This is a genomic window from Marivivens aquimaris (genome assembly GCF_015220045.1).
GTDB lineage: Bacteria > Pseudomonadota > Alphaproteobacteria > Rhodobacterales > Rhodobacteraceae > Marivivens > Marivivens aquimaris.
In genome coordinates, this window is sequence record NZ_JADBGB010000001.1 from 2,096,409 (window position 1) to 2,122,477 (window position 26,069).

Sequence of the window (26,069 nt, forward strand, 5' to 3'; positions counted from 1 at the left end):
TTTCAGGAGGCTTTCATGGCCGATTTATCTACTTTCGAAATCAACAAACGCTGGCCCGCCCAGAACCCAGAGCTTATTCAGCTCTACGCCTTCCCGACCCCGAACGGCAAAAAGATCCCGTTCGCGCTGGAGGAAATGGGTCTGGAGTACGAATACCATCAGGTCTCGCTCAGCGACACGGACGTGAAGAGCCCCGAGTTCCTCTCGCTCAGCCCGAACAATAAGATCCCCGCGATCATCGATCCGAACGGTCCCGACGGTGAGCCGCTCGGCCTTTTCGAAAGCGGTGCGATCCTGATTTACCTTGCAGACAAAAGCGGCAAGTTCATCGGCCGCAACGCGCACGAGCGCTACACCGTGATCCAGTGGCTCATGTTCCAGATGGCTGGCGTCGGTCCGATGTTCGGTCAGCTCGGCTTCTTCTACAAGTTCGCGGGCTCCAAGATGGAAGACCCGACAGCGCGCGACCGCTACATCAACGAAGCCAAGCGCCTGCTGAACGTGGTCAACACCCAGCTTGAAGGTCAGGACTGGATCGCCGGCGAATATTCCATTGCGGATATGGCGCTGGTGCCGTGGCTAGAGGCTCTCGACTTCTACGAGGCCAAAGAGGTCACCGATTTCGATCAGTTCACCAACGTCCACGCCTACATCGAACGTTTCAACGCCCGTCCGGCCATCAAGAAAGCGCTTGAGTGCGTTGCAATTCAGGCCTGATCAGGCACATTTACCCGCTGGCGGCGCATTTTGTAGATCTGCGACGCCAGCCCCCACGGGGGCACGCTGCGGCACATGTCGGTGATCATTTTGACGTCCGCCGTCAGCCCGCGCATCCAGCCGACCTTTGCATTTTTAAAGGGGCTGACAACTTCGGGCCACTGTACGACGGCGATACGCGCGTCGCGGTCCATCAGCAGTCGGTTCATGAACACCTCAAGCCCGAACTTCGGCAGCTTTCGCAGTTCGGAAATCTTCGAGGCCAGCACCTCGCGTTCAATCACACGCTCGCCGCTGATGTAATCGATCCCGATCCGGTGCCAGATTTTCGGAGCATTCTTGCGCAGGCTGATCGACACATCCGCCTGATTGTACACGATGGGCGAGATCAGCGCCGTAAGGTGCCACGCTTCAAGCCCGAGCAGGTCCGCGTCTACAAGCAGCAGATGCGATCCCTTGGCCGCCTCGATGCCCTCTGTCACGGCCCACGTTTTACCGCGGTTGCGCTCCATCTTGATGAAGGTCACGCCTTCGCGTCCCTCGACGACGTCAGCCGTCCCGTCCGAGGAGCCGTCATCCACAACAATGACCTCGTCCACCAGCGGATGCCCGACAACGGAGTCGAGCACGTGGCCGATGCGGGCTTCTTCATTGTACGCGGGGATGATGCAGCTGATCTTGACGGTCAAACTTCGTGTTCCTCTTCGTTTGCCACCCTGTTGCGGCGGCGATAATACCAGATGCCTCCGACGACGAGCATCAGGCCCAGCAGGATAATCGACCCACGAAAAATGTAGTTGTCGATCGTCGCGTAGGCATACCCGAATACATAGCCAACGATCGTGAAAACCAAAGTCTTCGGCAGCGTGGCGAGCGTGTTCCAGCCGATAAAGCTGAGGTAGTTCATCTTGGCCGCGCCAGCCGCGACCAAAACGGGCGCGCTGGCCGCATGGGTAAGCTTGCCGATCATCAGGGTCTTACCGCCGTTATCGTGGTAATGGCCGCGCAGGCTTTTGCGACGGCTACGGCTGAGGCCGAGGCGTACCTGCCAACGACCGGGTAGTGTCTTCGGCGCGAACCGTCCGATGCAATAAAGGATAGTGTCACCAAGCAGATCGCCGATCACGCAAATCACGTAGACCGCGTAGATGTTCAGCAAACCAAGGCTCGCCATATACGAAGCGATGACGGTGACGATCGGTCCTTCGACGATCGACGCGGGTACCAGCAGCCACAGGCCGTGCGCCTGCACAAGCTGCTGGAGTGTATTCAAGTCCATAATTTAGCCTCGGGCTTTCGCCGTCACCTCGCTGGCGTCCATTGCATTGCCACGCCACTCGAAGCTGTTGCCTCTCCATGCGCTCACCCAGATCAAGGGCAGCATGGCGTCGCGGATAACCCACGTTGCAACATCGCGCAAACTCCGCGGCCATCCTGCGAGGCTCGCGACTGCGAATTCGACGCCGAACCACAATGCGGGAACGGCCAGCAGCCACCACCACGACAGCAGACCGGTGAACGTCAGGATGAGGGTCATAAGCATCGGCAGCCCGACGCCAGCCAGAATTTCGGCGCAGAATACGGCGGGGAAGCCCATACGGCGGACCTTGGCCCAGCGCACCTGACGGCTCCAGACCGATTTGAAATCGCGTTCACCGATCGGCTGCGGCATCAATTGATTGAGTAGGCGAACTTTCTTACCGGCAGCACGGACAACTTTGGTGGAGGCCACATCTTCGGCCATTTCTGCGCCCAGCGCTTCGGGTCCACCCGCAGCGTCGAGGATGTCCTTGCGCCAGAACAGCATCTTGCCTTGTGCGTAGCCGTTTTCAAAAGCGTCAGAGCTAAGCTGCCAGCGCCCCTGATAGGTGTTGAGGAAACCGCATTCCAGCGAGCCCCACATATTCGCCGCATCAACACCAACGGGCGGCGAGGTCACAAGGCCGGTTTCGTCGTCCCAGCATGCAAAAAGGCGTTCGATATAGTCAGCCGGAAGCAGAACGTTGCTATCCGCCATCAGGACGAACTCGTGCTGCGCTTCTCTCCAGCCTTTGATAAGGTTGTTCAGCTTGGGGTTTCCCGAAACATGGTCCCTCCCCACGAGCAGTCGCGCTTCGACAGACGGGTATTCAGCGATCAGTCCACGGACCACGGGAACGATGGGATCGTCTTCGCGGTCGACACAGAACAGCAGCTCGACCTTGCCGTGCCACGTTGTTTCGAACGTCGTGCGCAACGTTTCCTCGATGTTGTTCTCTAATCCGCAGACAGGGCGCAGCACCGATACGCTCGGGGTGCCCGAAATGATGGTCTTCTTGCGTTTTGCCTTCATCGCGTAAGCGGCAGCGCCGGACGTCACAATCTGGAGGGCACCGGAGGTGCCGAGGATCGCGGAGGCAATGATTTCAATTCCGTTCATGGCTCAAGCTCGCACAGACACTGGTTCGTCTTCAGCGGCGGGCACAGGCGCAGTCGCACCGTGGGCCGCCCAGTCTACCAACATCAAACCACCGCTACTGGTTTCAGCCAGAGCCGTACAATTTTCCGTCCAGTCGCCGCAGTTGGCGTAGACAACGCCATGGTCCGAGTGCAGCGCGGCTTGGTGAAAGTGGCCGCAGATGATGCCGTCGACCTCGTGCTCTTTGGCCAGATCAGTCAGGCGGAACTGAAAGCTGTCCTGCGCGCGAAGCATGCTATTGATGCGGTTCAGGCACCAATCGATGCCGTTCCATTCGCGCTTCATCCCGAAGCCAGAAGCAACCCAGTTAAAACAGTCCTGCGCACCGCGCAGCACGCCTTCGCAATGGGCGCCGAGCTTTGACAGAAGCGGGGCACGCTGCTCGAATTCGTCACAGCAATCGCCGTGGATCACGAGGTAGCGCGAGCCGTCGGAGGCGGTGTGATAGACGTAATCGGCAACTTCGACGCACTCGAAATAGGTGCCAAAATAGTTGCGGAAGAATTCGTCATGATTGCCGGGGGTATAGACCAGACGCACGCCGCTTTTGGCGCGGTCCAGCAAGAGGCGGAAGATGTCGTGGTGGGTTTTCGTCCAGCGCGACCCGATCGGGCGCCAGATGTCGAAGATATCGCCGACAAGGTAGATCGTGTCGGCGACGTGGGACTGAAGGAAAGCGAGCAATTCCTCTGCGCGGCAACTACGGGCGCCAAGGTGCAGGTCGGAAATGAAGATCGTCGGAAAGTAACGCTTACCAGGCTGGTGCTTGGGCTTTCGGTCGGATTTTGGCGTGCGAGCCATCGCTTGCAAATCGGCCACGACCTCGGGCGGAACAATGAACGGGGCCCTCGAAAAACTCTGGGACTGAATATCCATAATAACGTGCCTCGATCCCGATAACGTTGCCGTCTCGATACCTTCGAAATGTGACAGCTGCGTCTCGGAACCACAAAAATGTTATCCGGCTTGGCAAGAAAATGCACAAAATAGTCGGTCTTCATTATCAACGCATTTCGTGCGGGTTTCTGTTCCCAAAAAACGGCTGGGTGGGTCGACAAATTGTCGCGGCGTCAGAAGCGTATCTCGAATGCGGTGCCTTCGTTTGTTGGCAGCAGCGCGATAGAGCCGCCGTGTGCTTCAAGCATCCGGCGCACGATCGGCAGGCCCATCCCCGTGCCGCCACTGCTGCGCCGCGTGGTAAAGAATGGCTCGAAAATGCGGTCGCGATTGCCTGCCGAAATCCCCTGCCCATCGTCCGTGACGATGACCTTTTGCCCATTGCACTCCAGCGTCACCTTCCGCGCGCCATGGACCGCGGCGTTCGCAAGGAGATGCTGGATGACCAACCGAACGGCCTCTTTGCTCAGCGGAATGGTGGCCGCGCCCCTCATAGAGATGTCCAGATCGGGATAGGCAATCTGCCATTCCTCGACCAGATCGGCGAACACGGTCTGTCCTGCGGGCATCGGCTCCTGCGCGCGGGCCAAATCACGCTGCGCTTCGAGGAGCGCCATCATCCGATCGGTCGCCTGCCCGATCCGCGCGACGAGGCGGCGGCGTTCATCTGGCGGGAGGTCACTGTCGAGCAGTTCAGCCGCGCCGCGCAACACCGTCAATGGGGAGCGCATCTCGTGTGTCACATGGTCGGCATAGGACCGCACGACTGCCTCGCGGTTTTGCAAAACGCGGCCCATCTCCAGCATGGATTGGCCAAGCATCTGGAACTCGCTGGTCCCGTAATGCGGCAACGGGTCAAGCGACCCTTCTTCCGACCGTTTGATCGCCCCTGACCGCGCTGCCAGCAATGACACGGGGCGCAAGACCAACCGCACCAAGCCCCAGCCCAGCGCGATGGTCGCGACAAAGACCACAGCGAACACTGCAAAGACCGCCTCGCGGTAGCCGAGGTACGGCCAGAGGTACCGCACAGCCACAATCCCGCCAAATGCCAGTCCCAGCACAGCGCCCAAAACCACCGCAACGACGAGGCCGAGCGACGGGCGCCACTTCGCCCCTACTGGCCGCGACATTGACCCATCCTCAACCCGACGCCGTGCACGGTGTCGATGGCATCGGGGCAGCCCGCATCGGCCAGCTTTTTGCGCAGGTTCCGCAGGTGACTGTCGAGCGTCCGGTCGCTGACGTGAATGTTGGTGCCATACACCTGATCCACCAGTGCAGGACGCGGCACGACATGTTCGGGTCGGGCGATCAGGTGCATCAGGATGTCTTGTTCGCGAGCGGTCAGATCGACCTCCGTTTCGCGGACATGGCAAACGTGCCGCTCGGGATCGACTGTCAGCACCCCACGCTTCAACCCGCTCGGCTTGGTGGGTGCGGTCGCGGTGCGTTTCAGGATGACCTTCACGCGGGCGACCAGTTCGCGCGGGGAGAACGGTTTGGCGACATAGTCGTCCGCACCAAGCTCCAACCCCACAATCCGGTCGATCTCGTCAGAGCGGGCGGTCAAAAACAGCACGGGCACGTCCGATGACTTACGCAGTTGGCGGCACACGTCGAGGCCGTCCATCTCCGGCATCCCAATATCGAGGATCACGAGGTCCGGCTTCGCGGTTTGCGCCAATTCCAGCGCCTGCGCACCGTCCTCGGCTTCGATCACCGCAAAGTCTGCCTGCTTCAGCGCGATCCTCAGGATATCGCGGATGTCGGCATCATCGTCGGCAATCAGAATAGTTCGGGTCATTTGTCGGTGGCTTCGGCAGATTTGGTCTGGCTCACGCTACCCTTGGTGGCTCCGCTACGAAAGGCTTTCGCATGTTCATCAAGCCACCATCCGTCCCGCAAAAGGCTCCGCGGGACACCGTTTACCACAATCTGCTTCATCATTTGTCTCCTGTAGTTGCGCCTACAGGTGCCAGTCCGGCCGCGTAGCCGGACTGCGGAAGTTGTGCAGATGGTGTGCAGATCAGAGCGCGGACTGCGCTGCTTCGCGGATCGCTTTGATGTTGGCGCCGTAGACGTCAGCCTTGTCGACCGATCCGCCTTTGAACACGGCCGAACCCGCCACAAGCGAGTCAGCACCGGCAGCCGCGACGAGCGGAGCGGTATTCGTATCGACGCCGCCGTCGACCTGAATGTGAACCGGGCGGTCACCGATCATCTCGCGCACTTTGCGGACCTTCTCGACGCCGCTCTGGATGAACTTCTGTCCACCAAACCCGGGGTTCACCGTCATCACGAGCACCATGTCGATGCTGTCGAGCAGATACTCGACCTCTTCGGCGCGGGTGCCGGGGTTCAGCGCAACGCCAGCCTTGACGCCCTGCGCGCGGATCGCCTGTACGGTTCGGTGGATGTGCGGACCTGCCTCGATGTGAGCGGTGATCATGTCGGCACCGGCTTCGGCATAAGCCTCGATGTACTGATCGACCGGAGAGATCATCAGGTGCACGTCCATGAAGGTTTTGACGTGCGGACGGAACGCTTTGACGGCGGGCGGGCCAAAGGTCAGGTTCGGCACGAAGTGTCCGTCCATGACATCGACGTGGACCCAATCGGCGCCTTGATCTTCGATCGCGCGGATTTCCTGACCAAAGTTGGCGAAGTCGGCGGAAAGAATCGACGGAGCGATCTTGATAGAGCGGTCGAAAGTCATGCGCAGCGTCCTCCTAGTGCATTCTGCCGCTATTTAACGCGGTTTGCTGGCAACGTCATCCATTCAAACCATCTATTGCGGCACTGCGGCAAATAGGTTCACATGAATATCGATTTTTGTGGTTAGGATGTACGCATGTCGGTGCTGCTACTCAAATCTGACGATGTCCTGCCGGCGGGCGGACATTGGGCGCTTTCGCGGGCTCTGCTTTCCAAGCGGAAGCCCAAGAGCCTGCACCATCACGATTTTTACGAACTGATCTGGGTGCAGAACGGCAAGCTTCGGCATCACCTTGAGGACCGCCACGAGGACTTGCTGGAAGGCTCGCTGCTTTTCGTGCAGCCGCAGCATATCCACGCACTCCAAGGGCGCGGCGAAGAGGCAATGGCCGTCTCGGTGAGCTTTTCATCCGACTTGATGGGGAGCCTGCTGGCGCGGCATCCCGAATTGAACGGCCGGTTTTTCTGGGCCAATGCGCCCCGCCCCATTCGCGTGGTGCGTGATAGCCGCCAGATGGCCGACCTCAATCGCGCCGCGATGTTGATGGAGCGTCAGACCGCCTCGTCCCTCGCCGCCGAAGCATTCCTGCTGCCGCTGCTTTCATCGCTGATGGCAGAGCAGGTGCCCCTGCCCTCTGAAGCGCCGGATTGGTTGATGCGCGCCTGCAACGCCGCCAAAGAGCCCGCGATTTTCCGCGATGGCGCTGCCGGTTTCGTCCGCGTCACTGGCCGCGCCCATGCACATGTCAGCCGCACGGCGCGTCATTTCCTTGGGCAGAGCCCTTCGGAGTACATCAACGAAATCCGGATGCAGCACGCCGCGCGGATGCTGACGGGATCGGGCGATAGTTTGGCCGAGATCGCCGCCGATTGTGGCATCCCGAACCTCAGCCACTTCCACAGGCTGTTCTTGTCCTACCACAAGATGACGCCGGCACAGTTCCGGCGTCAGTTCCAGACGAACGCGATCCAGCCCGCCTGATTACTTACGGTTACGCCAGCGGTTGAAGCGCGATTTGCGCTCCGCAATGCCTGCCTCCATACGGTCCACACCATTGCCAGCACGGCCCAGCGCGGGGTCCATGACGCGTTCGCGGAACTGGAACCAGACGCGGCGGGTGAACAGGATGAAGATCGCCAGCGCGATGAAGAAGATGATGTTGAACCACGGAATGATGGTCACATCGGGGCCATCAACAGGCTTGATCCGTACGGCATTCGGGAACGTGGTGAGGAAGCGGTTGCGCCAGCCGTATTTGGTGATGACGACCCACTGCGGGTTGGCAGATGTCGATGTGTACTCCTGTGCCTCGCCTTGGAGATCACGGCTGTCGAATTTGAAGTACGGCGGCCAGATCCAGCCCGTATCCTCGTTACGATAGATCATGATGTCATTCGCTTCGGAGCCGCGGATCAGACCGAACAGATAGGTCGGGCGGCGCACCGTATTAATGAACAGCACGTCCCGCGAGCCGAGGTCGGCGTTACCGCTTTCAGGCTGCGCGTAGAACATCCTGTTCCAGCGACTGAAGTCCTGACGGATGACCTCCGTCCCCGTGATGCGCGCGATGTCGTGCTGCGGGAGCACGTAGTCGAAAAACGGCAGCAAGAGCACCACGAGCACAGCGCGGAAAATCATCCGGAAAGACATATCGACCTCAGTTCGTCACAAAATAGATCACCGCCACGGTGACTGCTGGAATAATATAGACCAGCAGTATCAGCTTTTTACGAAAACTGCGTTCGTAGCGGGTCATGTTCTCGGCGATATAGGCTTCCCGCGCGGTGGGATCACCCCCGAGATTGGTCGCATCCCACGTTTTTTCGAGCTTCTCGCGCCTGACGGACCGCGAATAGACGGAAACAACAAGGTAGAAAGCTGAAAGGACCAGGCCGGAGCCCGCAAGAAAGACAATGAACCGCACCGGCCCTTACCAGACCACCTTGCTCCAGTGGCGAGGCAGGTTCGCGATCGACAGCACAAGAACAGGCCCCCAGAGCAGCGCGGAAATCGCGGCGAGCGGGACGAAGTGTTCAAGCACGGCCGTGAAGCCCGCGTCGAGCAATTCGAAAATCGGGAACCCTTGGATTACGTAGAGGCCGATGAAAAAGCAGATGCCGATCAGCATCATCACAAGGATTGAGATGACAGCATTGATGGCGAGAGGCTTGAGGCCTTCGGGCAGAAACTTTGCGATGAGCTGCGGGATGAGCCATCCAACGACGGCCAATGCGACGGCAGGTAATAGAATTGCGTACAAAGGTCGCCTCCCACTGGCGTCTGGCTTCGGCAATAAGCTGTACTCTACGAGCCGCACATTCAACCTCGACGTTCCCCAGAACCCGACTTCTATACCAAAGTGTGAGTTAAAAGTGCGTGATGGTGAGAAATTAGGTTCATAAAACTAAAAAGCCGAAGGATTACTTCTCCGGCTTTCGCTTTGATGTCATTTCAACTCAAGCCGAGTCGTCAGTGGCATGTTCGCCCTCAAGTTCGACCTCTGCATCCGCCGGAAGCTCGCCGTTGGCGATTTCGTCGGCGATAATTTCAGCAATCGGACGGTCAGCGGCAATGGCCTCGTCGCTGTAGATCTCGTCGGGATCGACGTGACGCGCAGGCATTTCCATGCCGCGGTTGTAGTACTCGTCCTCGATGTCGATCGAGTCGGCCTCGCTGCGCATCACAACGCGGGTGCCGAGCGGAACCTGTTCGAACAGATGGATGATGTCCTGATTGAACATGCGAATACAGCCAGCCGAGCCGGAATTACCGATAGACGCGAGGTCGTTGGTGCCGTGGATACGGAAGTACGTGTCACGGTCGCCGCGATAGAGGTAAAGCGCACGCGCACCGAGCGGGCTACGCAAACCGCCGGGGATACCGCCGCTGAACGGGCCATACACGTCAGGCTCGTTGCGGAGCATATTCGCGGTCGGGGTCCAACCCGGCCACTCCACCTTGCGCTTGATCACGGTGTCGGTGCGGATCGAACGGCCCAGACGGCCAACGGCGATGGGATAGCGCCATGCGGTGCCGTCTTCCATGATCCAGTACAGGAACTTGGCGTAGATATCGACTTCGATCTGACCCGGTTCGGCAGGTCCGGTGTACTGGACAAGGAAGCGGCGGTTCGGCGTGTCGAGGTATTCAGACGGGACCGCAGCAACGGCGTAACCGTTGTCGATGATCGTCTCGTAGCCCGGCACAACAACATTCTGCGGCTGGGGTTCTTCGACAGGTTCGGGCTCGGGGGCACATGCTGCTGCGAGTGACAGGGCCAGAACGGCAAACAGCGGCTTAAAAATCTTCAAACGGAGGTCTTTCATTCTGTTTTGTCCGTAGTCGTACTTTGCGGACCAATACCATTCGGATGCCAATCGGCAAATGTATACGGCAAGTCTGACGCGCAGTGTGGTTTTGATGTATGATATCACGAAGGTGTTAAGTTCTTTTGTAGTATAACTAGGTGGGGAGCCCTCTTGGACAAACGATAAACCGATCTAGCTGTCCATCTGGAGTGGTGCTTTGCACCAAGGGAGAGAACGTAATGAGTATCATCAAGGAACTGATTGACCCCGCAGCCCTGCCGGAAGACGAGCCGGAAATGCCACAGCCCAGCCCCGAAGGTACTGTGCGAGTCCATGTATTTGCTGGACATTTTGACAGCGAGGCTGACCTGTTCGGCTATTGTTTCGACACGGAGGGCCCCGATTGTCCGGAGATGCTGACCCGCGATCTTCCGGGTGCCTATATCGACACAAATTATGTTGCGACAGGCTACGGAACGCGCGTCGAAGAAGCCCTAGCGGACTTTTTCGATCCCGTTGATGCAGCAAAAATCAGCAACGGGATCGGGGACGCCAACGCCGTCGTGATCGTGTCGGAACATGCCTTTGGCGGGTTCCCTTACACGCTCGGCAACACGCCAAAGCTCGACTATGTCTGCGAAAGGTTCGTCGAACTGCCCTAAGCGAGCAGCGTCCGGCACAGAGCGCTCTCTGCATCCGCGAGCCCGTCGATGACGTCGAAATGGTGCCGATCTGGTTCGACCGTGATCGGCACACCCCAGTTGTCTGCCAGCATTCGACCTTGAGATAGGAACACGGGACGCTCGTTCGCCCCTACCCAGACATGCACAGGGCAGACGGGTTTGTGGCTAACGGGACTTTCGGCAGCAGCCTCATCAGGGTCTAGGCACAGATCCTCGTTCATCGTGGTTTCCTGAAGCGGCGCAAGGTCGGCGAGAGGAGAGATTGCCACGACCCGCGCCAGACGGTCCTGCCAGTCCAGCTGTTCATCATTGCACGCCATCCGCGCTACCAGATGCCCACCAGCGGAATGGCCCGTCAGATAGATGGGCCCATCGACCTTCGCCGCAGCTACAGAAATCGCACGGCGGATCTGGCGGGTGATGTCGGAAATCCGAACTGTCGGGCACAGACTATAGGACGGCATAGCGACCGCATACCCTGCGGACAGCGGTCCCTCTGCCAGATGAGACCAGTCGGCGCGATCGAACGCCAGCCAGTAGCCGCCGTGCACGAATACAACGAGTCCCTTTGCCTTTCCTTCGGGCACGAAGAGGTCGAACTTCTCGCGCTCGCCCTCGCCATACGGAATGCCCGCGTCGAGTCGGCTTGCGTGTGTTTTGCGGAATTCTGCCGCTTCGGACTGCCATCGCGGCGGATAGCCCGCAGCCCCTTCGATGTAAGCACCGTTTGCGAATTCGTCGTCGCGATTATTTGGCATATCTCCACCGTAATCACTGGACCTTTGCGGTCCCTTTGCGTTGAATGTGATCAAATTATTCGGAGAAAGTCATGTCTGCTTCGGCAACAAACCTGAAATCCCTGTTGTCCAATCCTGATCTGGTCATGGACAAGGCTTATATCAACGGTCAATGGGTCGACGCGCGGAATGGCGCCACTTTCGACGTGGTGAATCCCGCCCGTGGCGACGTCATTGCCAAGATCCCCGACCTGTCCCGCGAAGAGACCGGCGAAGTCATTGATGCCGCGTACAAAGCGCAAAAGGAGTGGGCCAAGAAAACCGGCAAGGACCGCGCGAAAATCCTGCGCAAGTGGTTCGACCTGATGATGGCCAACCAAGAAGACCTCGCGATCATCATGACCGCCGAGCAGGGCAAACCGCTGGCCGAAAGCCGCGGCGAGATCGCTTACGGCGCGTCCTTCGTCGAATGGTTCGGTGAAGAGGCCAAGCGCGTCTACGGTGAAACCATTCCCGGTCACATGGCCGACAAGCGCATCACGGTCATCAAGCAGCCCATTGGCGTTGCCGCAGGCATCACCCCGTGGAACTTCCCCAACGCGATGATTGCCCGCAAGGTCGCCCCTGCCCTCGCCGCAGGGTGTTCGTTCGTCATCCGCCCTGCCTCGCAGACCCCGTTGTCGGCACTTGCCATGGCGAAGCTCGGCGAAGAAGCCGGTATACCTGCCGGTGTGTTCTCGGTCGTGACCTCCGAAGACGCCTCGGGCGTGGGTAAAGAGTTTTGCGAAAACCCGAAGGTGCGCAAACTGACCTTTACCGGCTCGACCGAGGTGGGCCGTATCCTGCTCCGTCAGGCCGCCGATCAGGTGATGAAGTGCTCAATGGAGCTTGGCGGCAACGCACCGTTCATTGTCTTCGACGACGCCGACATCGACGAAGCGGTAAAAGGCGCCATCGCCTGCAAGTTCCGCAACAACGGCCAGACCTGCGTTTGCGCGAACCGGATCTATGTGCAGGACGGCGTTTACGATGCCTTCAGCGCGAAGCTGAAAGAGGCCGTCGAGGCGCTGAAAGTCGGTGATGGCCTGAACGAAGGCACCGACCTTGGCCCGCTGATCGAACCAAAAGCCGTCGACAAGGTTAAAGACCACCTCGCCGATGCGCTGTCGAAGGGCGGCAAGGTCCTGACCGGCGGCGAAATGGCGCCTGAGGGCGGCCAGTTCTTCCTGCCGACCATCATCTGCGACGCGACGCAGGACATGAAGGTTGCCCGCGAAGAGACCTTCGGCCCGTTCGCACCGCTCTTCCGTTTTAAGGATGAAGATGAAGTCATCGAGATGGCGAACGACACGATCTTCGGTCTCGCCTCCTACTTCTACGCCAAAGACCTCAGCCGCGTGATCAAGGTTCAGGAAGCGCTGGAGTACGGCATCGTGGGCGTGAACACCGGCATCATCTCCACCGAAGTCGCGCCGTTCGGCGGTGTGAAGCAGTCCGGTCTGGGCCGTGAAGGCAGCCACCACGGCATCGAGGATTACCTCGAACTGAAGTACATCTGCACCAACGTCTAACCCAAGACGCAGACCGACAAAGAGCCCCTGCACGCCCGACGTGCAGGGGCTTTTCTTTTTACAATTGTGTCATCCAACTCTCACACCGTTGTCACGTCTTGCGGCCACCTCCGTGCCACTGACCATTCTGACCCAGAGAGTAGCATGACCATCAAGACCGTCTGCCTGACCTCGATCCTCGCGCTGACTGCTGGCAGCGCCATGGCCGAGATGAATTTCAACCGCATTTCTTCGTTTGCCACGCCGCACAACATGGCCGAAGGCGAAGACATGTCGCAGGAAACCTCGGCCGAGATCATTTCGGCCTCCGCAGACGGCATGACCATCGTCTATTCCGACAGCCCGCTCGGCGTGATCGGCATGATCGACATCACCGACCCGACGAACCCGCAGCCCAAGGGCAACGTGGCTGTCGACGGTGAACCGACCGCAGTGTCGGTCATCGGCAACACCGCGTTTGCTGGCGTGAATACCTCGGAAAGCTACACTGCGCCGTCGGGCAAGCTGGTGTCCATCGACCTCGCGTCGGGCGAAATCACTGGCGAGTGCGACCTCGGTGGCCAGCCGGATTCGACCGCAGTCGCCAAGGACGGTTCATTCGTTGCTGTGGCTATCGAAAACGAGCGTGACGAAGACCTCGGTGATGGCCGCGTCGGTCAGGCTCCGGGCGGTTACATGGTCAAGGTCATGATTGAAGACGAAACCATCGTCTGCGATAGCCTGTTGAAAATCGACGTTTCTGGTCTGACCGAGATCGCACCGGAAGATCCGGAACCGGAATTCGTTGACGTGAACAGCCTCGGCGAGATCGCTGTCACCCTGCAAGAAAACAACGCTATCGTCGTCATCGGCGCTGACGGCGAAGTCATGAACCAGTTCTCGGCTGGCTCGGTCGATCTGGAAAATATCGACGCCACCGACGAGCGCGGCGCTCTGCGCTTCACCGAAAGCCAGATGGGCCGCCTGCGCGAGCCTGACGGCCTCCAGTGGATCGACGACAACCACTTCGCCATCGCCAACGAAGGCGACATGGACGGCGGTTCGCGCGGTTTCACCATCTTCCACAAGGACGGCACCGTGGTCTATGAGGCCGGCACCTCGTTCGAAGAAGCCATCATCCAGGCCGGCCACTATCCGGACAAGCGTTCGGACGCCAAGGGCAACGAGCCTGAGGGCATGGAGTTCGCTGTCTTCGGCGACACTCCGTACCTGTTCATCCTGTCCGAGCGTTCGTCGATGGTCGGCGTCTATGACGTCACCGACCCGACTGCTCCGGTCCTGAAGAACCTGCTGCCGTCGGGCATCTCGCCGGAAGGCGCAATTGCGATCCCGTCGCGCAACCTGCTCGTCACCGCGAACGAGACCGACCTGATCGAAGACGGCGGCGCACGCGCTCACGTCATGTTCTACGAACTGCAAGACGCACCGGCTGCCTACCCGCAGCTGACCTCCGAAGGTGCGGACGAGCTGATCGGTTGGGGCGCAATCTCGGGCATGGTCGCTGGCGAAGACGGCATGGTCTACGCGGTCAACGACAGCTTCTACAGCTACCAGCCGCGCATCTTCACCATCGACACCAAGCAGACTCCTGCGCGCATCGTTGCAGCAACCGACGTCACCCGTGGTGGCTATCCGGCGCAAAAGCTGGACATGGAAGGCATCACCCTTGATGGCGAAGGCGGCTTCTGGGTCGCTTCGGAAGGCCGCACCGACCGTATGGTTCCGCACGGCCTCTACCACATCAACGCAGACGGCGAGATCGAAGAAGAAATCTCGCTACCGGCAGAACTGCTGGCCGTCGAGAAGCGCTACGGCTTCGAAGGCGTCACCATGATCGGTGACACCCTGTGGATGGCCGTTCAGCGTGAGTGGGCCGATGACGCCGACAACTTCGTCAAGCTCGTTGCCTACAATACCGATAGCGAAGAGTGGGGCGCCGTTTCGTTCCCGAAAGACGAGCCCGCAGCTGGCTGGGTCGGCCTGTCGGAAATCACCGCACACGGTGACTACGTCTACCTGATCGAGCGCGACAACCAGATCGGTGAAGCCGCCGCGATCAAGCAGATCGTCCGCGTCCCCGCTTCGGAAATGGTTCCGGCCGCTCTCGGCACCGAACTGCCCGTCGTCACCAAAGAAGTCGTCCGTGACCTGATCCCCGATCTGGCTGCAAACGGCGGCTACGTTGTCGACAAGATCGAAGGTCTGGCGATCTTCGAAGACGGCACGACTTGGGTTTCGACCGACAACGACGGCGTCGACGACAGCTCGGGCGAGACGTTCTTCTGGACCATCGGCCAGATGTAAGTCACACAATTCGGACTTTACAGCAGGGGCCCTTCGGGGCCCTTGTTTCGTTGCGGGATATGAGGGGCTTTGCCCCCTCTGCCCTTCGGGCATTCACCCCCAAGGTATTTTTATCAAAGTGAATAGAGCGCGGCTTTGTTTGAAAGGATCAGGTCATGACGGCGAAGACACCGAAATTCTGGAACTGGATGGCGGAGCGCTATGCCAAGTCGCCCATCGCGGACGAGGCATCCTATCAGGCGAAACTGGCCAAGACGCTGGAGCATGTGGATCAGGAGAGCCGCGTCGGTGAGCTTGGCTGCGGCACAGGATCGACGGCGATCTTTATCGCGCCGCATGTGCGAGAGATCGTGGCCGCCGACTTTGCCGAAAACATGATCGCAATCGCGCGGCGGAAGGCGGAGGCGGCGGGGCTGACGAATGCCAACTTTCGAGTGGGGTCGATGGAGGTGCTGGACGGTGAGTTCGATGCTTTCCTCTGCCACAGCATTCTGCATCTGGTGCACAACCCGCAAGACATCATTGCCGAGGTCGCTGCCAAGCTGAAATCTGGCGGCGTGTTGATCAGTTCGACCGCTTGTGTTGCGGATATGGGTGTGGGGATGAAGATCCTGCTGCCGTTCCTTCGCTGGCCGTGGCTGGGGCTGACGCCTTACTCGCGCACCAAGGAGGAGATGCGGGAGATGTACCGCAAGGCCGGACTGGAGATCGTCCATGACTGGCAGCCGAACAAGAAAGCGGCGCTGTTCCTGATCGGGCGGAAGACATGAAAAGGGCGGGGAAATCCCCGCCCTTCGTTCATTAGCCCATACGCTCGGATGCGTAGCCGCCCGGGCTTGCCGGGAAGACAACGGTCTTGTCGCCGTTAAGAAACACGCGACGCTGGACGTGCGCCTGGATCGCACGGGACAGAACCTGAGCTTCGACGTCGCGGCCGAGCGAGACGTAGTCTTCCGGCGATTGGGCGTGGGTGACGCGTACAACGTCCTGTTCGATGATCGGACCTTCGTCGAGGTCGGCAGTTACGTAGTGCGAGGTCGCACCGATCAGCTTCACGCCTTTTTCGAACGCCTGCTTGTAGGGGTTCGCGCCTTTGAACGACGGCAGGAACGAGTGGTGGATGTTGATGATGCGGCCCGACATCTTCTGGCACATCGCATCCGACAGGATCTGCATGTAGCGCGCGAGAACGATCAGCTCAGCGCCCGAATCCTCGACCACCTGCATGATCTGGGCTTCGGCCTGCGGCTTGTTTTCTTTGGTGACCTTGATGCAGTGGAACGGGATGTCGTTGTTCACGACAACCTTCTGGTAGTCCATGTGGTTCGAGATCACGGCAACGATGTCGATCGGCAGGCCGCCGATTTTCCAGCGGTAAAGCAGGTCGTTCAGGCAGTGGCCGAAACGGGAGACCATGATGACGACTTTGGTCTTCGCACCGTCGACGAAGAAATCGTAGTCCATGTCGAATTCGGCGCCGGTGGCCTCGAAGCCTTTGATCAGCTCTTCAAGGGTCATACCGGTTTCGGCGGTGAAGCTGGCGCGCAGGAAGAATTTGCCAGTTTTCTGGTCGTCGAACTGGGCGGTATCGGTGATGTTGCAACCGTTATCCGCCATGTAGTTGGCAACGGCCGCGACGATTCCGCGGGTCGATTTGCAGGTCACTGTAAGAACGTATTTCGACATGGTGGTCTCCGGTATGCTTTCGCTGGCTATTACAGACAGCCCACGCAGATTCCATTGAACAGGAGCGCCGTTTTTCAGCCATTTGCGGCATTTTGTGTCGTCGCGGGGAAACGTCCGCTCCGATTGTTGCGTTTTGGACCTGATTGTGGACACCCGTTTCCTTTCGGAACGGTACCGGAATACCGAACGGCGACCTCAGGTTGCGGCTTTCACCCATGAGAGGCCATTAGTCGTCAGGCCGCGGGGATTGTACTCGCCGCTGACGTAGCCGCCGTATCCGTCCGCCCGGAGACGGTCGAAGAACGCTTCGTGATTTTCAGGCTCATGCCTGTGAGGCGCGCCGCCGACCTGAACATGGGTGACACGGTGGCCGATGCGGTCCCAGACTTTGACAATGTCGCCCTCGATCATCGCGGCGTGAAAAGTGTCGAATAGCAAGGACAGGTTGGGCGCGGCGACCTCGTCCAGAATGCGGACGGCTTCGTCGAAGTCGCAGAGGAAATAGCCAGGCATCGAAGTGCGGTTGATCGGCTCAATGAGCAAGGACATGTGCGGCGCTTGTTCGGCCGCCCAGCGCAGGTTCTCGACGTAAGTCAAACGCGCCTCTGAGCCCTCGGCACTGCCGGACATAATGTGCATACGTGTCACGCCGAGCGCCTTCGCGAACCGCAGTGCCCGCGCAAAATCGCGGCGGAAGCGATCCTTGAGTTCGGGCACGGCCGCCCAGCCCCGATCTCCGCCAGTATAGTTCGGCGGCGGGCAGTTCATGGTGACGAGCTGCATATCGTACTTGGCCATGCGGGACAGGATCTCGTTCGCCGGATCGTCATAGGGAAACTGGACTTCGACCGCAGTGAAGCCTGCCATTCCCGCAGCGTCGATACGCTCCAAGAGGCCGCCCGCTTCGGGGAAGAGCAGCGAAAGGTTCGCGCAGGTTTTCATTTAATCCCTGAGTTCTGCCGCCGGAATGATCGGAAAGAATGTGCCGCCGGAGCTGACACCGAACATGCCGTCCTGCTCTTCCCCGAGATCAACAAGGCGATAGAACGATTTGCGGTCGATCAACGCTTCGAGGTTGCGGCGGATCAGGATGTAGGGTGACGGCTCGCCGTCTTCATCGCGAACAACGCGGATCGGATGATCCGGCCCGGCGACGACAGAGTCACCGACATTGGTCACGAACCGAAGGCCGCCCTCCTCGGGTTCGAAATCAACAGCAACAAAGGGTGCATCGTCGACTTTGATCCCGACCTTCTCGACCGGCGTAACAAGAAAGTAGTCATCACCATCTTTGCGGATGATTGACGCGAACAGATTGACCAACGGCTGCCGCCCGATGGGCGTGCCAAGATAAAACCACGTTCCATCACGCGCGATGCGCATATCGATGTCGCCACAAAAAGGCGGGTTCCATTTATCGACCGGCGGCGGCCCCTTTTTGGAGGCAGCCTTCGCCGAGGCCGCTATGTTATCTGCCGAAGGTGTCACAATCTTTTGTGTCATCATGCTTTTCCGATTGGGAGCCGGTCTGTTATCTGGTTCACTGATAGATATAGGTCATAAGGAGCATTGTCATGGCTGCACCCGCCGATCTGGTGGCAGAGATTGAATCTCTGGGACAGAAACTGGGGCAAGCGCGGGAAAGTATCGCCAGACGCTTCATCGGACAGGACCGCGTTGTGGACCTCGTCCTCGCTTCCCTCATTTCAGGTGGCCACGCGCTGCTGATCGGTCTTCCGGGGCTAGGCAAAACACGCCTAGTACAGACGCTGTCGACCGTGATGGGGCTGGATGAAAACCGCGTCCAGTTCACGCCGGATCTGATGCCCGCCGATATTCTTGGCTCCGAAGTGCTGGAGACCGCTGCTGACGGCACCCGCGCGTTCCGCTTCGTTCCCGGTCCGATTTTCTGCCAGCTTCTGATGGCAGACGAGATCAACCGCGCCTCGCCGCGCACCCAGTCCGCCCTCCTGCAAGCGATGCAGGAACGCGAGGTGACGATTGCAGGCGAACACCGCCCGCTTGGCCGCCCGTTCCATGTTCTGGCAACCCAGAACCCGCTCGAACAGGAAGGCACCTACCCGCTGCCCGAAGCGCAGCTCGACCGTTTTCTGCTTTCCATTGACGTTCCCTATCCAACCCGCAATGCGGAGCGTGATATCCTGCTCGCAACGACAGGTGTCGAAGAGGACGCAGCGCACGCCGTATTCACAGCCGACGAACTCCTCGCCGCCCAGACGCTCCTGCGCCGGATGCCTGTCGGTGAGGCCATCGTGGACATGATCCTCGACCTCGTGCGCTCCTGCCGACCCGATGCCGACGCGCCGGAAGCCATTCGCCAGAACGTCTCATGGGGCCCCGGTCCTCGTGCGGCTCAGGCGCTGATGCTGACTGCCCGCGCACATGCGCTGATGCACGGTCGCCTTTCGCCCTCGCCCGAGGACGTGCTGGCCATGGCCGAGCCTGTCCTGTCGCACCGAATGGCGCTGACCTTCGCGGCTCGTGCGCGCGGTGAAAGCCTGCCCGCCATCATCGACACCGTCGCCCGCTCCGTCACCCGCACCGGAGTTGCTGCGTGACCGATCCGCTGGCCCTGCGAGCGGAGGCCGAACACCTAGCCTCCCCCATGCCGACGCTACTCGCCGAGGCAGAGCACTTAGCGACCACCGTGATCCTCGGGGAACACGGGCGTCGCCGTGCAGGGCTTGGCGATACGTTCTGGCAATATCGCCCCGCGCAGGACCATGACGAAGCACGCCTGATCGACTGGCGCCGCTCCGCCCGTTCGGATTCCACCTTCGTGCAGGATAAGGAATGGCAGATCGCGCAGTCGGTCCTTCTGTGGATCGACCGTGGCGCGTCCATGGGCTTTACCTCGCTGAAATCAGAAGAGACCAAAGGCCACCGCGCCCGCGTTCTCGCCTTGGCGACGTCCATTCTAATGGTGCGCGGCGGTGAACGTGTAGGCCTGACGGGCCTACGCCTGCCACCCCGCCGCGGCGTCGCGCAGATCGAACAGATGGCGAGCATTCTGGCCGAGGACGAACAGGCCGAATACGGCTCGCCTGTCACCGATGGGATGCTGCCGCACTCGCGCGCGCTGTTCATCTCGGATTTCCTCGGTGACCTGTCAGGGGCGGAGGACGCCCTTCTCCGCGCTGCAGATCGCGGTGTCGGCGGCGCGCTTTTGCAGATCCTCGACCCGCAGGAAGAAGAGTTTCCCTTTGACGGTCGCACGATCTTTGAATCCATGGGCGGCACCTTGAAGCATGAAACGCTCCGCGCTCGCGACCTGAAGGCCGAATACCTCGAACGATTGGCAGAGCGCAAAGACCGCCTCGCCCATCTTGCCCGCACCGCAGGTTGGCAATTCCACACTCACCACACGATGCAGAGCGCGATGAGCGTCCTTCTGTGGCTCTTCGGCGCATTGGAGCGCAAGCGCTGATGTTCCAGATCGGTCCTCTTGGCTTTGCCCAGCCGTGGCTTCTGCTTGCAGCGATTGCGCTGCCGCTGCTGATACTGCTGCTCCGCGCCATCCCGCCCGCACCGATCCGCCGCCGCTTTCCCGGCGTCGCGCTGCTGCTGGGGCTGACCGACGACAGCGTGCAGACCGACCGCACGCCGTGGTGGCTGCTGCTGCTTCGCATGCTGGCGCTCGCCGCAATTATCGTCGGTTTCGCAGGCCCTGTCCTGAACCCCGAAAACCGCGAACAAGGCACCGACCCGCTCCTGATCCTCACCGATGGCAGTTGGGCGGAAGCGAACGACTGGACCGCCCGCATGTCCCGCATCGAGGCGCTTGTCGCAAATGCGGGCCGTCAGGGCCGCACCGTCGCCGTCGCGTCGCTCACAGACCTGCCCGCCGACGGCCCCGTGTTCCAAAGCGCCGAGGCCGCCGAGCGTCTGATCGGCGCGATCCGCCCGAGCGCGTGGCAGCCCGACGATGCCGAGGTGACCGACTGGGTCGCCACGCTAGACGGTGATTTCGACACCTACTGGCTTTCCGATGGCCTCGACAGAGAGAGCCGCAGCGTGATTGCCACTCTCGAAGACCACGGCGCTGTTACCGTTTTCGAACGCCTGCGCCCCGTGTACGGCCTGCATCCCGCCCGCTTTGATGACGGCGCGATCAGCCTTGATGTGCTGCGCTCCCTACCGTCCGAAGACCCTGTGACCATCGCCGCAATCGGACGCGATCCGGCAGGTGTTGAGCGCGAATTGTCCCGCCAGCCCGTCACTTTCCCGGAGGGCGCGCTAACCGCGACGCTCACATTCGACCTGCCTCCTGAGATCCGCAACCGTCTGACCCGTTTCGAGATCATCGGCCAGCCGACCGCAGGTGCCGTTTCGCTCACCGATGACAGCCTGAAACGCCGCGAGATCGCCCTGATCCCCTCAGGCGCATCGCAGGAAGGGCTGCAACTGCTCTCGCCGCTTCACTATTTGCGCGAAGCGCTTGCCCCGAATGCTGAACTGATCGAAGTACCGCTCGCCGATGCGATCCCCGCCAATCCCGATATCATCATCCTGACCGACACCGCCGCCCTGCCCCAGCAAGAGGCCGAGGCGCTGGCTGCTTGGGTCGATGACAGAGGGATGCTGGTGCGTTTTGCAGGTCCGCGCCTCGCCAGTTCCGACATAAGCCGCACGGGCGAAGACGACCTGCTGCCCGTTCGCCTCCGGACCGGCGGACGTACCGTAGGCGGCACGATGAGCTGGGGAGAACCCAAGGCGCTGGCCCCGTTCAAGGACGGCTCGCCTTTCGTCGGCCTCCCGATCTCGAACGACGTCACCGTGTCCACCCAAGTCGTCGCCCAACCCGACCCGACGCTCGCCGACCGCGTGATCGCTGAACTTGCCGACGGCACGCCGCTCGTCACGCGCAAGGAAAGCGGCGCGGGCCAGATCGTGCTGTTCCATGTCACTGCGAACGCCGAATGGTCGACCCTGCCGCTATCGGGCCTGTTTCCCGCGATGCTCGAACGCCTCGCCATCGCCGTGCGCCCCGCCGCGCCGGATGCGGCGGAGTTCGAGGGCACGATCTGGTCGCTAGACCAGCGTTTGCTTGCTGACGGCGGTCTCGCGCGCGAGGATGAAACTGTTGCCTATGAGGGTGAAGTCATCGCGACAGGCAAAGTCGGCCCAGACCTGCCGCCCGGACTTTATCGTGGTCAGGATCGCCTGCTCGCCGTCAACACAATCACCGCAGACCAGACGCTAACCGCAGCGAACTGGCCGAATGGCACCGACATCGAACGCCCGCAAGCGGCAGAGGAGCGTGATTTGACCGTTTGGTTCCTGATCTCCGCCCTGATCCTTCTGACCCTCGACGTCATCGGCACCCTCGGCCTAACGGGGCGTCTGCGTCATGCGGCAACAGTGCTGGCCGCGATGTACATCCTCCAGCCGCACCCTTCGCAGGCGCAGGACGACGATCTGATCCGCGCCGCCTCCGAAGTCGTGCTTGCCCATGTTCTGACGGGCGATGACGGACTGGACGAAATGGCTCACCAAGGACTTTACGGCCTGTCCGATATGCTCTTCCGCCGCACCTCCGTCGAACCAGGCCGCCCGATGGGCGTCGATCTGGAAACCGACGAGCTGTCCGTGTTTCCCCTGCTCTACTGGCCCGTCAACGCAGATCAACCGCTTCCGAGCGCCGAGGCCTACGCCAAGCTCAACCGCTACCTCGCCACGGGCGGCATGATCCTGTTCGACACCCGCGACGCCGACCGCGCGACCTATGGCAACACGACCGCCGAGGGGCGCAAGCTGCAAGCGATTGCGGCGGGCCTCGATATTCCGCCGCTCGAACCCGTGCCTGCCGACCACATTCTGACCCGCACGTTCTATCTGCTTCAGGACTTCCCCGGTCGCTACAATGGCCAGATCTGGGCCGAGGCGTCGGACCCCGCCGCCCAGCAGATCGAAGGGATGCCGTTCCGCAACCTCAACGACGGCGTCACGCCAGTTGTCATCGGAGGAAACGATTGGGCCGCGGCTTGGGCGGCAAATGACTACGGCCAGCCGATCTATCCCGTCGGTCGCGGCTCCGCTGGCCAACAGCAGCGCGAGATTTCCTACCGCTTCGGCATCAACCTCGTGATGAATGTGCTGACGGGTAACTACAAATCCGATCAGGTGCACGTGCCTGATCTACTCGACCGATTGGGGCAATGATGACCGGTAATATCGTCTTCGCCCCCTTGATCGCGTGGCCCGTTTTCTGGGCCATTGTGGCGCTTGCCGTGTTGACGGTCGGGCTGTCGATCTGGCGCCGCATGGCGGGCTGGTGGCTTCGTGCGCTCGGCGCGACTGCCTTGCTCATCGCCATCGCCAACCCCGCTTACCAGAGCGAGGAACGGCAAGAGCTTTCCGACATCGTCATCGCCGTCATCGACCGAAGCGCAAGCCAGCAGGTCTCCACCCGTCCCGACCAAACGACCGAGGCGCTGGAGACCCTGCGCAACCGCATCGCGCGCCTGCCGAACACTGAATTGCGCGAAGTCATTGTGGGAGACGCCGAAGGGGACGCCGGCACCGAGGCGATGACAGCCCTGACCGCCGCGCTTGCCGAAGAACCGATGAGCCGTGTCGCGGGCGTATTCTTCCTGTCCGATGGACGCATTCACGACATGGAAATGGCGCCAGACGTTCCCGCGCCAGTGCACCTTCTGCAATCGGGCGAGCCTGACGATTGGGACCGCCGCCTCGTGGTCAGCAACGCGCCTGCCTTCGCCATCATCGGCGAGCCCGTGACGCTGACCTTGATGATCGAGGATCAGGGCCGTGCGCCGACATCGGCCTTTACACCGCTGACAATTTCCATCGACGGACAAGAGCCGCTCGAATTCGAAATCCCGCTCGGTCAGTCCATCGACCTGCCGATCACCCTGCCCCATGGCGGGATGAACGTGCTCGAATTCCGCACGCCCACCGTCGATGGTGAACTGACCGACCGCAACAATGCCGCCGTCATTCAGATGAACGGCGTGCGAGACCGCCTCCGCGTGCTGCTCGTGTCGGGCGAACCGCATCCGGGGGAGCGCACTTGGCGCAACCTGCTGAAATCGGACAGCGCGGTCGACCTCGTGCACTTCACCATCCTCCGCCCGCCGGAAAAGCAGGACGGCGTGCCGGTGGATGAAATGTCGCTGATCGCTTTCCCAACCCGCGAGCTGTTCCAAGAAAAGATCGAGGAATTCGACCTCATCATCTTCGACCGCTATCGCCGTCGCGGTATCCTGCCGAACAGCTATTTCAACAACATCACCAACTACGTTCTTAACGGTGGCGCGCTACTGGTTTCCGCTGGCCCCGAGTACGGCAGCGCGGACAGTATCTTCCGTTCCGGCCTTGGCGATATCCTCCCCGGTGTGCCGACGGGCCGTGTGGTGGAGGAGCCGTATCTGCCCACTGTAACCGACATTGGCGAACGCCATCCCGTGACAGAGGGCCTCGAACAGTTTGCGGGCGGCACCGATACCGACACGCCTTGGGGCCGTTGGCTGCGTCAGATCGACGTGAACGCGGCCAAGAACAGCACCGTTGTCATGTCGGGCATCAATGACCGTCCACTGCTCATGCTTGGCCGTGAAGGTGAAGGCCGCGTTGCGCTGATCGCCTCCGACCATTCGTGGCTCTGGGATCGCGGCTATGAGGGGGGTGGTCCGCAGCTCGAACTTCTGCGCCGCCTTGCGCACTGGATGATGAAGGAGCCGGAGCTTGAGGAAGAAGCCCTCTGGGCAGACGTTTCTGGCCAGACGTTGCACATCACACGCCGCACCCTAACCGAAGGCGTCGGCAACGTGACCATCACCAAGCCCGACGGCACGGTCGAGACACTCACCCTGAACCAGACCGATCCGGGACGTTACGAACTGGATTATGACGCCGAGCAGATGGGTCTTTACCGTCTGAGCGAAGGTGACCTAACCGCAGTCATCGGTGTCGGCCCTGCCGCGCCGAAAGAGTTCGAGCAGACTATCGCGACGGATGAGGTCATCGACCCCATCCAAGCCGCCACCGGCGGTGGCACGCTCGAGATGTCGGACGGTCCGTTCAACCTCCGCGCGGTGGATGCAGGACGTCTGGCGGCAGGCAGCAACTGGCTCGGCATCACGCCGCGCGGCGCTTATCGTACAACCTCGCTTACGGTTACTCCGCTCGTTCCGGCATGGTTGTTCCTGATGCTCGCCGGATTGCTGATCCTCGGCGCTTGGCTCCGTGAAGGTCGCCGTTAATCGCGCATGAGAATGTCGCGCGGGGCCGAATAGAACTCGCGCGACAAAAGCAGATAGAGCACCGCGACTGTCGCCAAAAACAGCGCCACCGCACCGAACAGCCAGCCCAAAGCGCCCAGCGCGAAATACATCGACCGCAGACCACGGGTGAAGTTGATCGACGCGCGGATATTCAGGTCAGCGGCGCGCAGCGCGGTACGGCGGCCACCTTCGGCTCCGGGTTCGCCCAGCGATCCCATCACCACGGCGCAGTAGCCAAACAGGCGGTGCGACCAGACGAATTTCAGGAAGGCGACGGTAAGGAAGAAGCCAACGAGGATCAGTTTGATCTGCCAAACGAACACCGGCGCGTCCTCTGCGATCAGTTCTACCGCCACACCGCGCAGCGGATCAACGTTGCCAATCAGCGCCATCAGACCACCGATCGCGAGGATCGACGTCGAGGCAAAGAACGATGTGCCTTGCCGCAAAGTCCCGATGATCTGCGCATCGAAAATACGGTTCTCCCGTAGCTCGCAAGCTGCCATCCACGACCTGCGATAGTCAGCCATCGTCGATGATACCGATGGCCAACCACGCGGCGGGTGCTCGATAGAATAACCAGCCGCAGCCCACGCGAGCAGGATGAATACTGCCGCGATGCCATCTCCGAAGCTCAGAAGAGCGAGGTGTTCCCATACCGTCATGGCGCGCACATTAGCCGCAGTAAACGGGACTTGCGAGAAAATCTTATTGGTTATATT

At 60.5% G+C, this 26,069-nt stretch carries 27 protein-coding genes; 10 read left to right on the forward strand and 17 right to left on the reverse strand.

Annotated elements, in window-relative coordinates:
- Positions 1-15 precede the first annotated feature (15 nt).
- Positions 16-717: a glutathione S-transferase family protein gene (locus tag IF204_RS10365; protein ID WP_194096773.1), complete on the forward strand. Its 702-nt coding sequence runs from the start codon at positions 16-18 to the stop codon at positions 715-717.
- Here IF204_RS10365 and IF204_RS10370 read toward each other — a convergent pair.
- From IF204_RS10370 to rpe, 8 genes are all read right to left on the reverse strand, one after another.
- A complete protein-coding gene (locus IF204_RS10370; RefSeq protein ID WP_194096775.1) occupies positions 708-1,406 on the reverse strand; it encodes a glycosyltransferase family 2 protein in 699 nt (232 codons plus the stop codon). The two genes, IF204_RS10365 and IF204_RS10370, sit on opposite strands and share 10 nt — an antisense overlap.
- Positions 1,403-1,996, reverse strand: a complete 594-nt coding sequence (locus IF204_RS10375) for a DedA family protein (protein ID WP_228069155.1) — start codon at positions 1,994-1,996, stop codon at positions 1,403-1,405. Before IF204_RS10375 ends, IF204_RS10370 begins: the two co-directional genes overlap by 4 nt.
- A 3-nt stretch (positions 1,997-1,999) precedes the next feature.
- Positions 2,000-3,136, reverse strand: a complete 1,137-nt coding sequence (locus IF204_RS10380) for a ceramide glucosyltransferase (protein WP_194096777.1) — start codon at positions 3,134-3,136, stop codon at positions 2,000-2,002.
- A 3-nt stretch (positions 3,137-3,139) separates the two neighbouring features.
- Positions 3,140-4,051: a UDP-2,3-diacylglucosamine diphosphatase gene (locus IF204_RS10385; RefSeq protein ID WP_194096779.1), complete on the reverse strand. Its 912-nt coding sequence runs from the start codon at positions 4,049-4,051 to the stop codon at positions 3,140-3,142.
- Between the two features lie 194 nt (positions 4,052-4,245).
- Positions 4,246-5,205, reverse strand: a complete 960-nt coding sequence (locus IF204_RS10390) for a sensor histidine kinase (RefSeq protein WP_194096781.1) — start codon at positions 5,203-5,205, stop codon at positions 4,246-4,248.
- Complete coding sequence (locus IF204_RS10395) at positions 5,190-5,879, reverse strand: response regulator transcription factor (RefSeq protein WP_194096783.1); 690 nt, start codon at positions 5,877-5,879, stop codon at positions 5,190-5,192. The genes IF204_RS10390 and IF204_RS10395 overlap by 16 nt, the downstream gene beginning before the upstream one ends.
- Positions 5,876-6,019, reverse strand: a complete 144-nt coding sequence (locus IF204_RS10400) for a hypothetical protein (protein ID WP_194096785.1) — start codon at positions 6,017-6,019, stop codon at positions 5,876-5,878. The genes IF204_RS10395 and IF204_RS10400 overlap by 4 nt, the downstream gene beginning before the upstream one ends.
- A gap of 82 nt (positions 6,020-6,101) precedes the next feature.
- On the reverse strand, positions 6,102-6,791 hold the full coding sequence (gene rpe / locus IF204_RS10405) for a ribulose-phosphate 3-epimerase (protein ID WP_194096787.1): 690 nt from the start codon (positions 6,789-6,791) through the stop codon (positions 6,102-6,104).
- Positions 6,792-6,926: 135 nt separating this feature from the next.
- On the opposite strand from rpe, the gene IF204_RS10410 reads away from it, so the two are divergent.
- Positions 6,927-7,772 carry an AraC family transcriptional regulator gene (locus IF204_RS10410; protein ID WP_194096789.1) on the forward strand — a complete coding sequence of 282 codons (846 nt, stop codon included), beginning with the start codon at positions 6,927-6,929 and terminating at the stop codon, positions 7,770-7,772.
- Here the strand turns inward: IF204_RS10410 and IF204_RS10415 are convergent, their stop codons facing one another.
- The 4 genes from IF204_RS10415 to IF204_RS10430 form a co-directional block, all read right to left on the reverse strand.
- On the reverse strand, positions 7,773-8,441 hold the full coding sequence (locus IF204_RS10415) for a DUF1523 family protein (RefSeq protein WP_167635885.1): 669 nt from the start codon (positions 8,439-8,441) through the stop codon (positions 7,773-7,775).
- Between the two features lie 7 nt (positions 8,442-8,448).
- Positions 8,449-8,715, reverse strand: coding sequence for a hypothetical protein (locus tag IF204_RS10420; protein WP_194096791.1), 267 nt, complete (start codon positions 8,713-8,715; stop codon positions 8,449-8,451).
- Between the two features lie 6 nt (positions 8,716-8,721).
- The gene (locus tag IF204_RS10425) at positions 8,722-9,051 is read right to left on the reverse strand and encodes a hypothetical protein (protein ID WP_167635883.1); all 330 of its coding nucleotides are present in this window, start codon (positions 9,049-9,051) and stop codon (positions 8,722-8,724) included.
- Positions 9,052-9,247: 196 nt separating this feature from the next.
- Entirely contained in the window at positions 9,248-10,117 is an 870-nt protein-coding gene (locus IF204_RS10430) for a L,D-transpeptidase (protein ID WP_167635882.1), read from the reverse strand.
- Between the two features lie 221 nt (positions 10,118-10,338).
- Here IF204_RS10430 and IF204_RS10435 point away from each other — a divergent pair, with 221 nt between their 5' ends.
- Positions 10,339-10,761, forward strand: coding sequence for a hypothetical protein (locus tag IF204_RS10435; protein WP_194096793.1), 423 nt, complete (start codon positions 10,339-10,341; stop codon positions 10,759-10,761).
- Here IF204_RS10435 and IF204_RS10440 read toward each other — a convergent pair.
- Positions 10,758-11,540: an alpha/beta hydrolase gene (locus IF204_RS10440; protein ID WP_194096795.1), complete on the reverse strand. Its 783-nt coding sequence runs from the start codon at positions 11,538-11,540 to the stop codon at positions 10,758-10,760. The genes IF204_RS10435 and IF204_RS10440 overlap by 4 nt on opposite strands.
- Positions 11,541-11,611: 71 nt before the next feature.
- On the opposite strand from IF204_RS10440, the gene IF204_RS10445 reads away from it, so the two are divergent.
- The 3 genes from IF204_RS10445 to IF204_RS10455 all read left to right on the forward strand — a co-directional run bounded on the left by IF204_RS10445 (position 11,612) and on the right by IF204_RS10455 (position 16,164).
- Positions 11,612-13,090 carry an NAD-dependent succinate-semialdehyde dehydrogenase gene (locus tag IF204_RS10445; RefSeq protein ID WP_194096797.1) on the forward strand — a complete coding sequence of 493 codons (1,479 nt, stop codon included), beginning with the start codon at positions 11,612-11,614 and terminating at the stop codon, positions 13,088-13,090.
- A gap of 144 nt (positions 13,091-13,234) precedes the next feature.
- A complete protein-coding gene (locus IF204_RS10450; RefSeq protein ID WP_194096799.1) occupies positions 13,235-15,394 on the forward strand; it encodes an esterase-like activity of phytase family protein in 2,160 nt (719 codons plus the stop codon).
- A 155-nt stretch (positions 15,395-15,549) separates the two neighbouring features.
- Positions 15,550-16,164, forward strand: coding sequence for a class I SAM-dependent methyltransferase (locus IF204_RS10455; protein WP_194096801.1), 615 nt, complete (start codon positions 15,550-15,552; stop codon positions 16,162-16,164).
- 31 nt (positions 16,165-16,195) lie between these two features.
- Here the strand turns inward: IF204_RS10455 and purU are convergent, their stop codons facing one another.
- The 3 genes from purU to IF204_RS10470 all read right to left on the reverse strand — a co-directional run bounded on the left by purU (position 16,196) and on the right by IF204_RS10470 (position 18,586).
- Complete coding sequence (gene purU / locus IF204_RS10460) at positions 16,196-17,080, reverse strand: formyltetrahydrofolate deformylase (protein WP_194096803.1); 885 nt, start codon at positions 17,078-17,080, stop codon at positions 16,196-16,198.
- 195 nt (positions 17,081-17,275) lie between these two features.
- Positions 17,276-18,022 carry a hydroxypyruvate isomerase family protein gene (locus IF204_RS10465; protein WP_194096805.1) on the reverse strand — a complete coding sequence of 249 codons (747 nt, stop codon included), beginning with the start codon at positions 18,020-18,022 and terminating at the stop codon, positions 17,276-17,278.
- Positions 18,023-18,586, reverse strand: coding sequence for a DUF1285 domain-containing protein (locus IF204_RS10470; RefSeq protein WP_194096807.1), 564 nt, complete (start codon positions 18,584-18,586; stop codon positions 18,023-18,025).
- Positions 18,587-18,654: 68 nt separating this feature from the next.
- Here IF204_RS10470 and IF204_RS10475 point away from each other — a divergent pair, with 68 nt between their 5' ends.
- From IF204_RS10475 to IF204_RS10490, 4 genes are read left to right on the forward strand one after another with little or no spacing between them, the layout of a single operon-like run.
- A complete protein-coding gene (locus IF204_RS10475) occupies positions 18,655-19,659 on the forward strand; it encodes an AAA family ATPase (protein ID WP_194096809.1) in 1,005 nt (334 codons plus the stop codon).
- Positions 19,656-20,528 carry a DUF58 domain-containing protein gene (locus IF204_RS10480; RefSeq protein ID WP_194096811.1) on the forward strand — a complete coding sequence of 291 codons (873 nt, stop codon included), beginning with the start codon at positions 19,656-19,658 and terminating at the stop codon, positions 20,526-20,528. Before IF204_RS10475 ends, IF204_RS10480 begins: the two co-directional genes overlap by 4 nt.
- On the forward strand, positions 20,528-23,263 hold the full coding sequence (locus tag IF204_RS10485; RefSeq protein WP_194096813.1) for a DUF4159 domain-containing protein: 2,736 nt from the start codon (positions 20,528-20,530) through the stop codon (positions 23,261-23,263). The genes IF204_RS10480 and IF204_RS10485 overlap by 1 nt, the downstream gene beginning before the upstream one ends.
- A complete protein-coding gene (locus tag IF204_RS10490) occupies positions 23,263-25,326 on the forward strand; it encodes a hypothetical protein (protein ID WP_194096816.1) in 2,064 nt (687 codons plus the stop codon). The genes IF204_RS10485 and IF204_RS10490 overlap by 1 nt, the downstream gene beginning before the upstream one ends.
- On the opposite strand, the gene IF204_RS10495 is transcribed toward IF204_RS10490, so the two are convergent.
- Positions 25,323-26,012: a DUF599 domain-containing protein gene (locus IF204_RS10495; RefSeq protein WP_194096817.1), complete on the reverse strand. Its 690-nt coding sequence runs from the start codon at positions 26,010-26,012 to the stop codon at positions 25,323-25,325. The two genes, IF204_RS10490 and IF204_RS10495, sit on opposite strands and share 4 nt — an antisense overlap.
- Between the last annotated feature and the right edge of the window lie 57 nt (positions 26,013-26,069).

Coding starts and splice junctions, on each gene's coding strand:
- IF204_RS10375 (WP_228069155.1), bottom strand. CDS start 1,996: ATGGACTTGAATACACTCCAGCAGCTTGTGCAGGCGCACGGCCTGTGG.
- IF204_RS10430 (WP_167635882.1), bottom strand. CDS start 10,117: ATGAAAGACCTCCGTTTGAAGATTTTTAAGCCGCTGTTTGCCGTTCTG.
- IF204_RS10440 (WP_194096795.1), bottom strand. CDS start 11,540: ATGCCAAATAATCGCGACGACGAATTCGCAAACGGTGCTTACATCGAA.
- purU (WP_194096803.1), bottom strand. CDS start 17,080: ATGTCGAAATACGTTCTTACAGTGACCTGCAAATCGACCCGCGGAATC.
- IF204_RS10395 (WP_194096783.1), bottom strand. CDS start 5,879: ATGACCCGAACTATTCTGATTGCCGACGATGATGCCGACATCCGCGAT.
- IF204_RS10435 (WP_194096793.1), top strand. CDS start 10,339: ATGAGTATCATCAAGGAACTGATTGACCCCGCAGCCCTGCCGGAAGAC.
- IF204_RS10365 (WP_194096773.1), top strand. CDS start 16: ATGGCCGATTTATCTACTTTCGAAATCAACAAACGCTGGCCCGCCCAG.
- IF204_RS10475 (WP_194096809.1), top strand. CDS start 18,655: ATGGCTGCACCCGCCGATCTGGTGGCAGAGATTGAATCTCTGGGACAG.
- IF204_RS10390 (WP_194096781.1), bottom strand. CDS start 5,205: ATGTCGCGGCCAGTAGGGGCGAAGTGGCGCCCGTCGCTCGGCCTCGTC.
- IF204_RS10485 (WP_194096813.1), top strand. CDS start 20,528: ATGTTCCAGATCGGTCCTCTTGGCTTTGCCCAGCCGTGGCTTCTGCTT.
- IF204_RS10410 (WP_194096789.1), top strand. CDS start 6,927: ATGTCGGTGCTGCTACTCAAATCTGACGATGTCCTGCCGGCGGGCGGA.
- IF204_RS10455 (WP_194096801.1), top strand. CDS start 15,550: ATGACGGCGAAGACACCGAAATTCTGGAACTGGATGGCGGAGCGCTAT.
- rpe (WP_194096787.1), bottom strand. CDS start 6,791: ATGACTTTCGACCGCTCTATCAAGATCGCTCCGTCGATTCTTTCCGCC.
- IF204_RS10465 (WP_194096805.1), bottom strand. CDS start 18,022: ATGAAAACCTGCGCGAACCTTTCGCTGCTCTTCCCCGAAGCGGGCGGC.
- IF204_RS10415 (WP_167635885.1), bottom strand. CDS start 8,441: ATGTCTTTCCGGATGATTTTCCGCGCTGTGCTCGTGGTGCTCTTGCTG.
- IF204_RS10495 (WP_194096817.1), bottom strand. CDS start 26,012: ATGACGGTATGGGAACACCTCGCTCTTCTGAGCTTCGGAGATGGCATC.
- IF204_RS10470 (WP_194096807.1), bottom strand. CDS start 18,586: ATGATGACACAAAAGATTGTGACACCTTCGGCAGATAACATAGCGGCC.
- IF204_RS10385 (WP_194096779.1), bottom strand. CDS start 4,051: ATGGATATTCAGTCCCAGAGTTTTTCGAGGGCCCCGTTCATTGTTCCG.
- IF204_RS10400 (WP_194096785.1), bottom strand. CDS start 6,019: ATGAAGCAGATTGTGGTAAACGGTGTCCCGCGGAGCCTTTTGCGGGAC.
- IF204_RS10380 (WP_194096777.1), bottom strand. CDS start 3,136: ATGAACGGAATTGAAATCATTGCCTCCGCGATCCTCGGCACCTCCGGT.
- IF204_RS10450 (WP_194096799.1), top strand. CDS start 13,235: ATGACCATCAAGACCGTCTGCCTGACCTCGATCCTCGCGCTGACTGCT.
- IF204_RS10445 (WP_194096797.1), top strand. CDS start 11,612: ATGTCTGCTTCGGCAACAAACCTGAAATCCCTGTTGTCCAATCCTGAT.
- IF204_RS10490 (WP_194096816.1), top strand. CDS start 23,263: ATGACCGGTAATATCGTCTTCGCCCCCTTGATCGCGTGGCCCGTTTTC.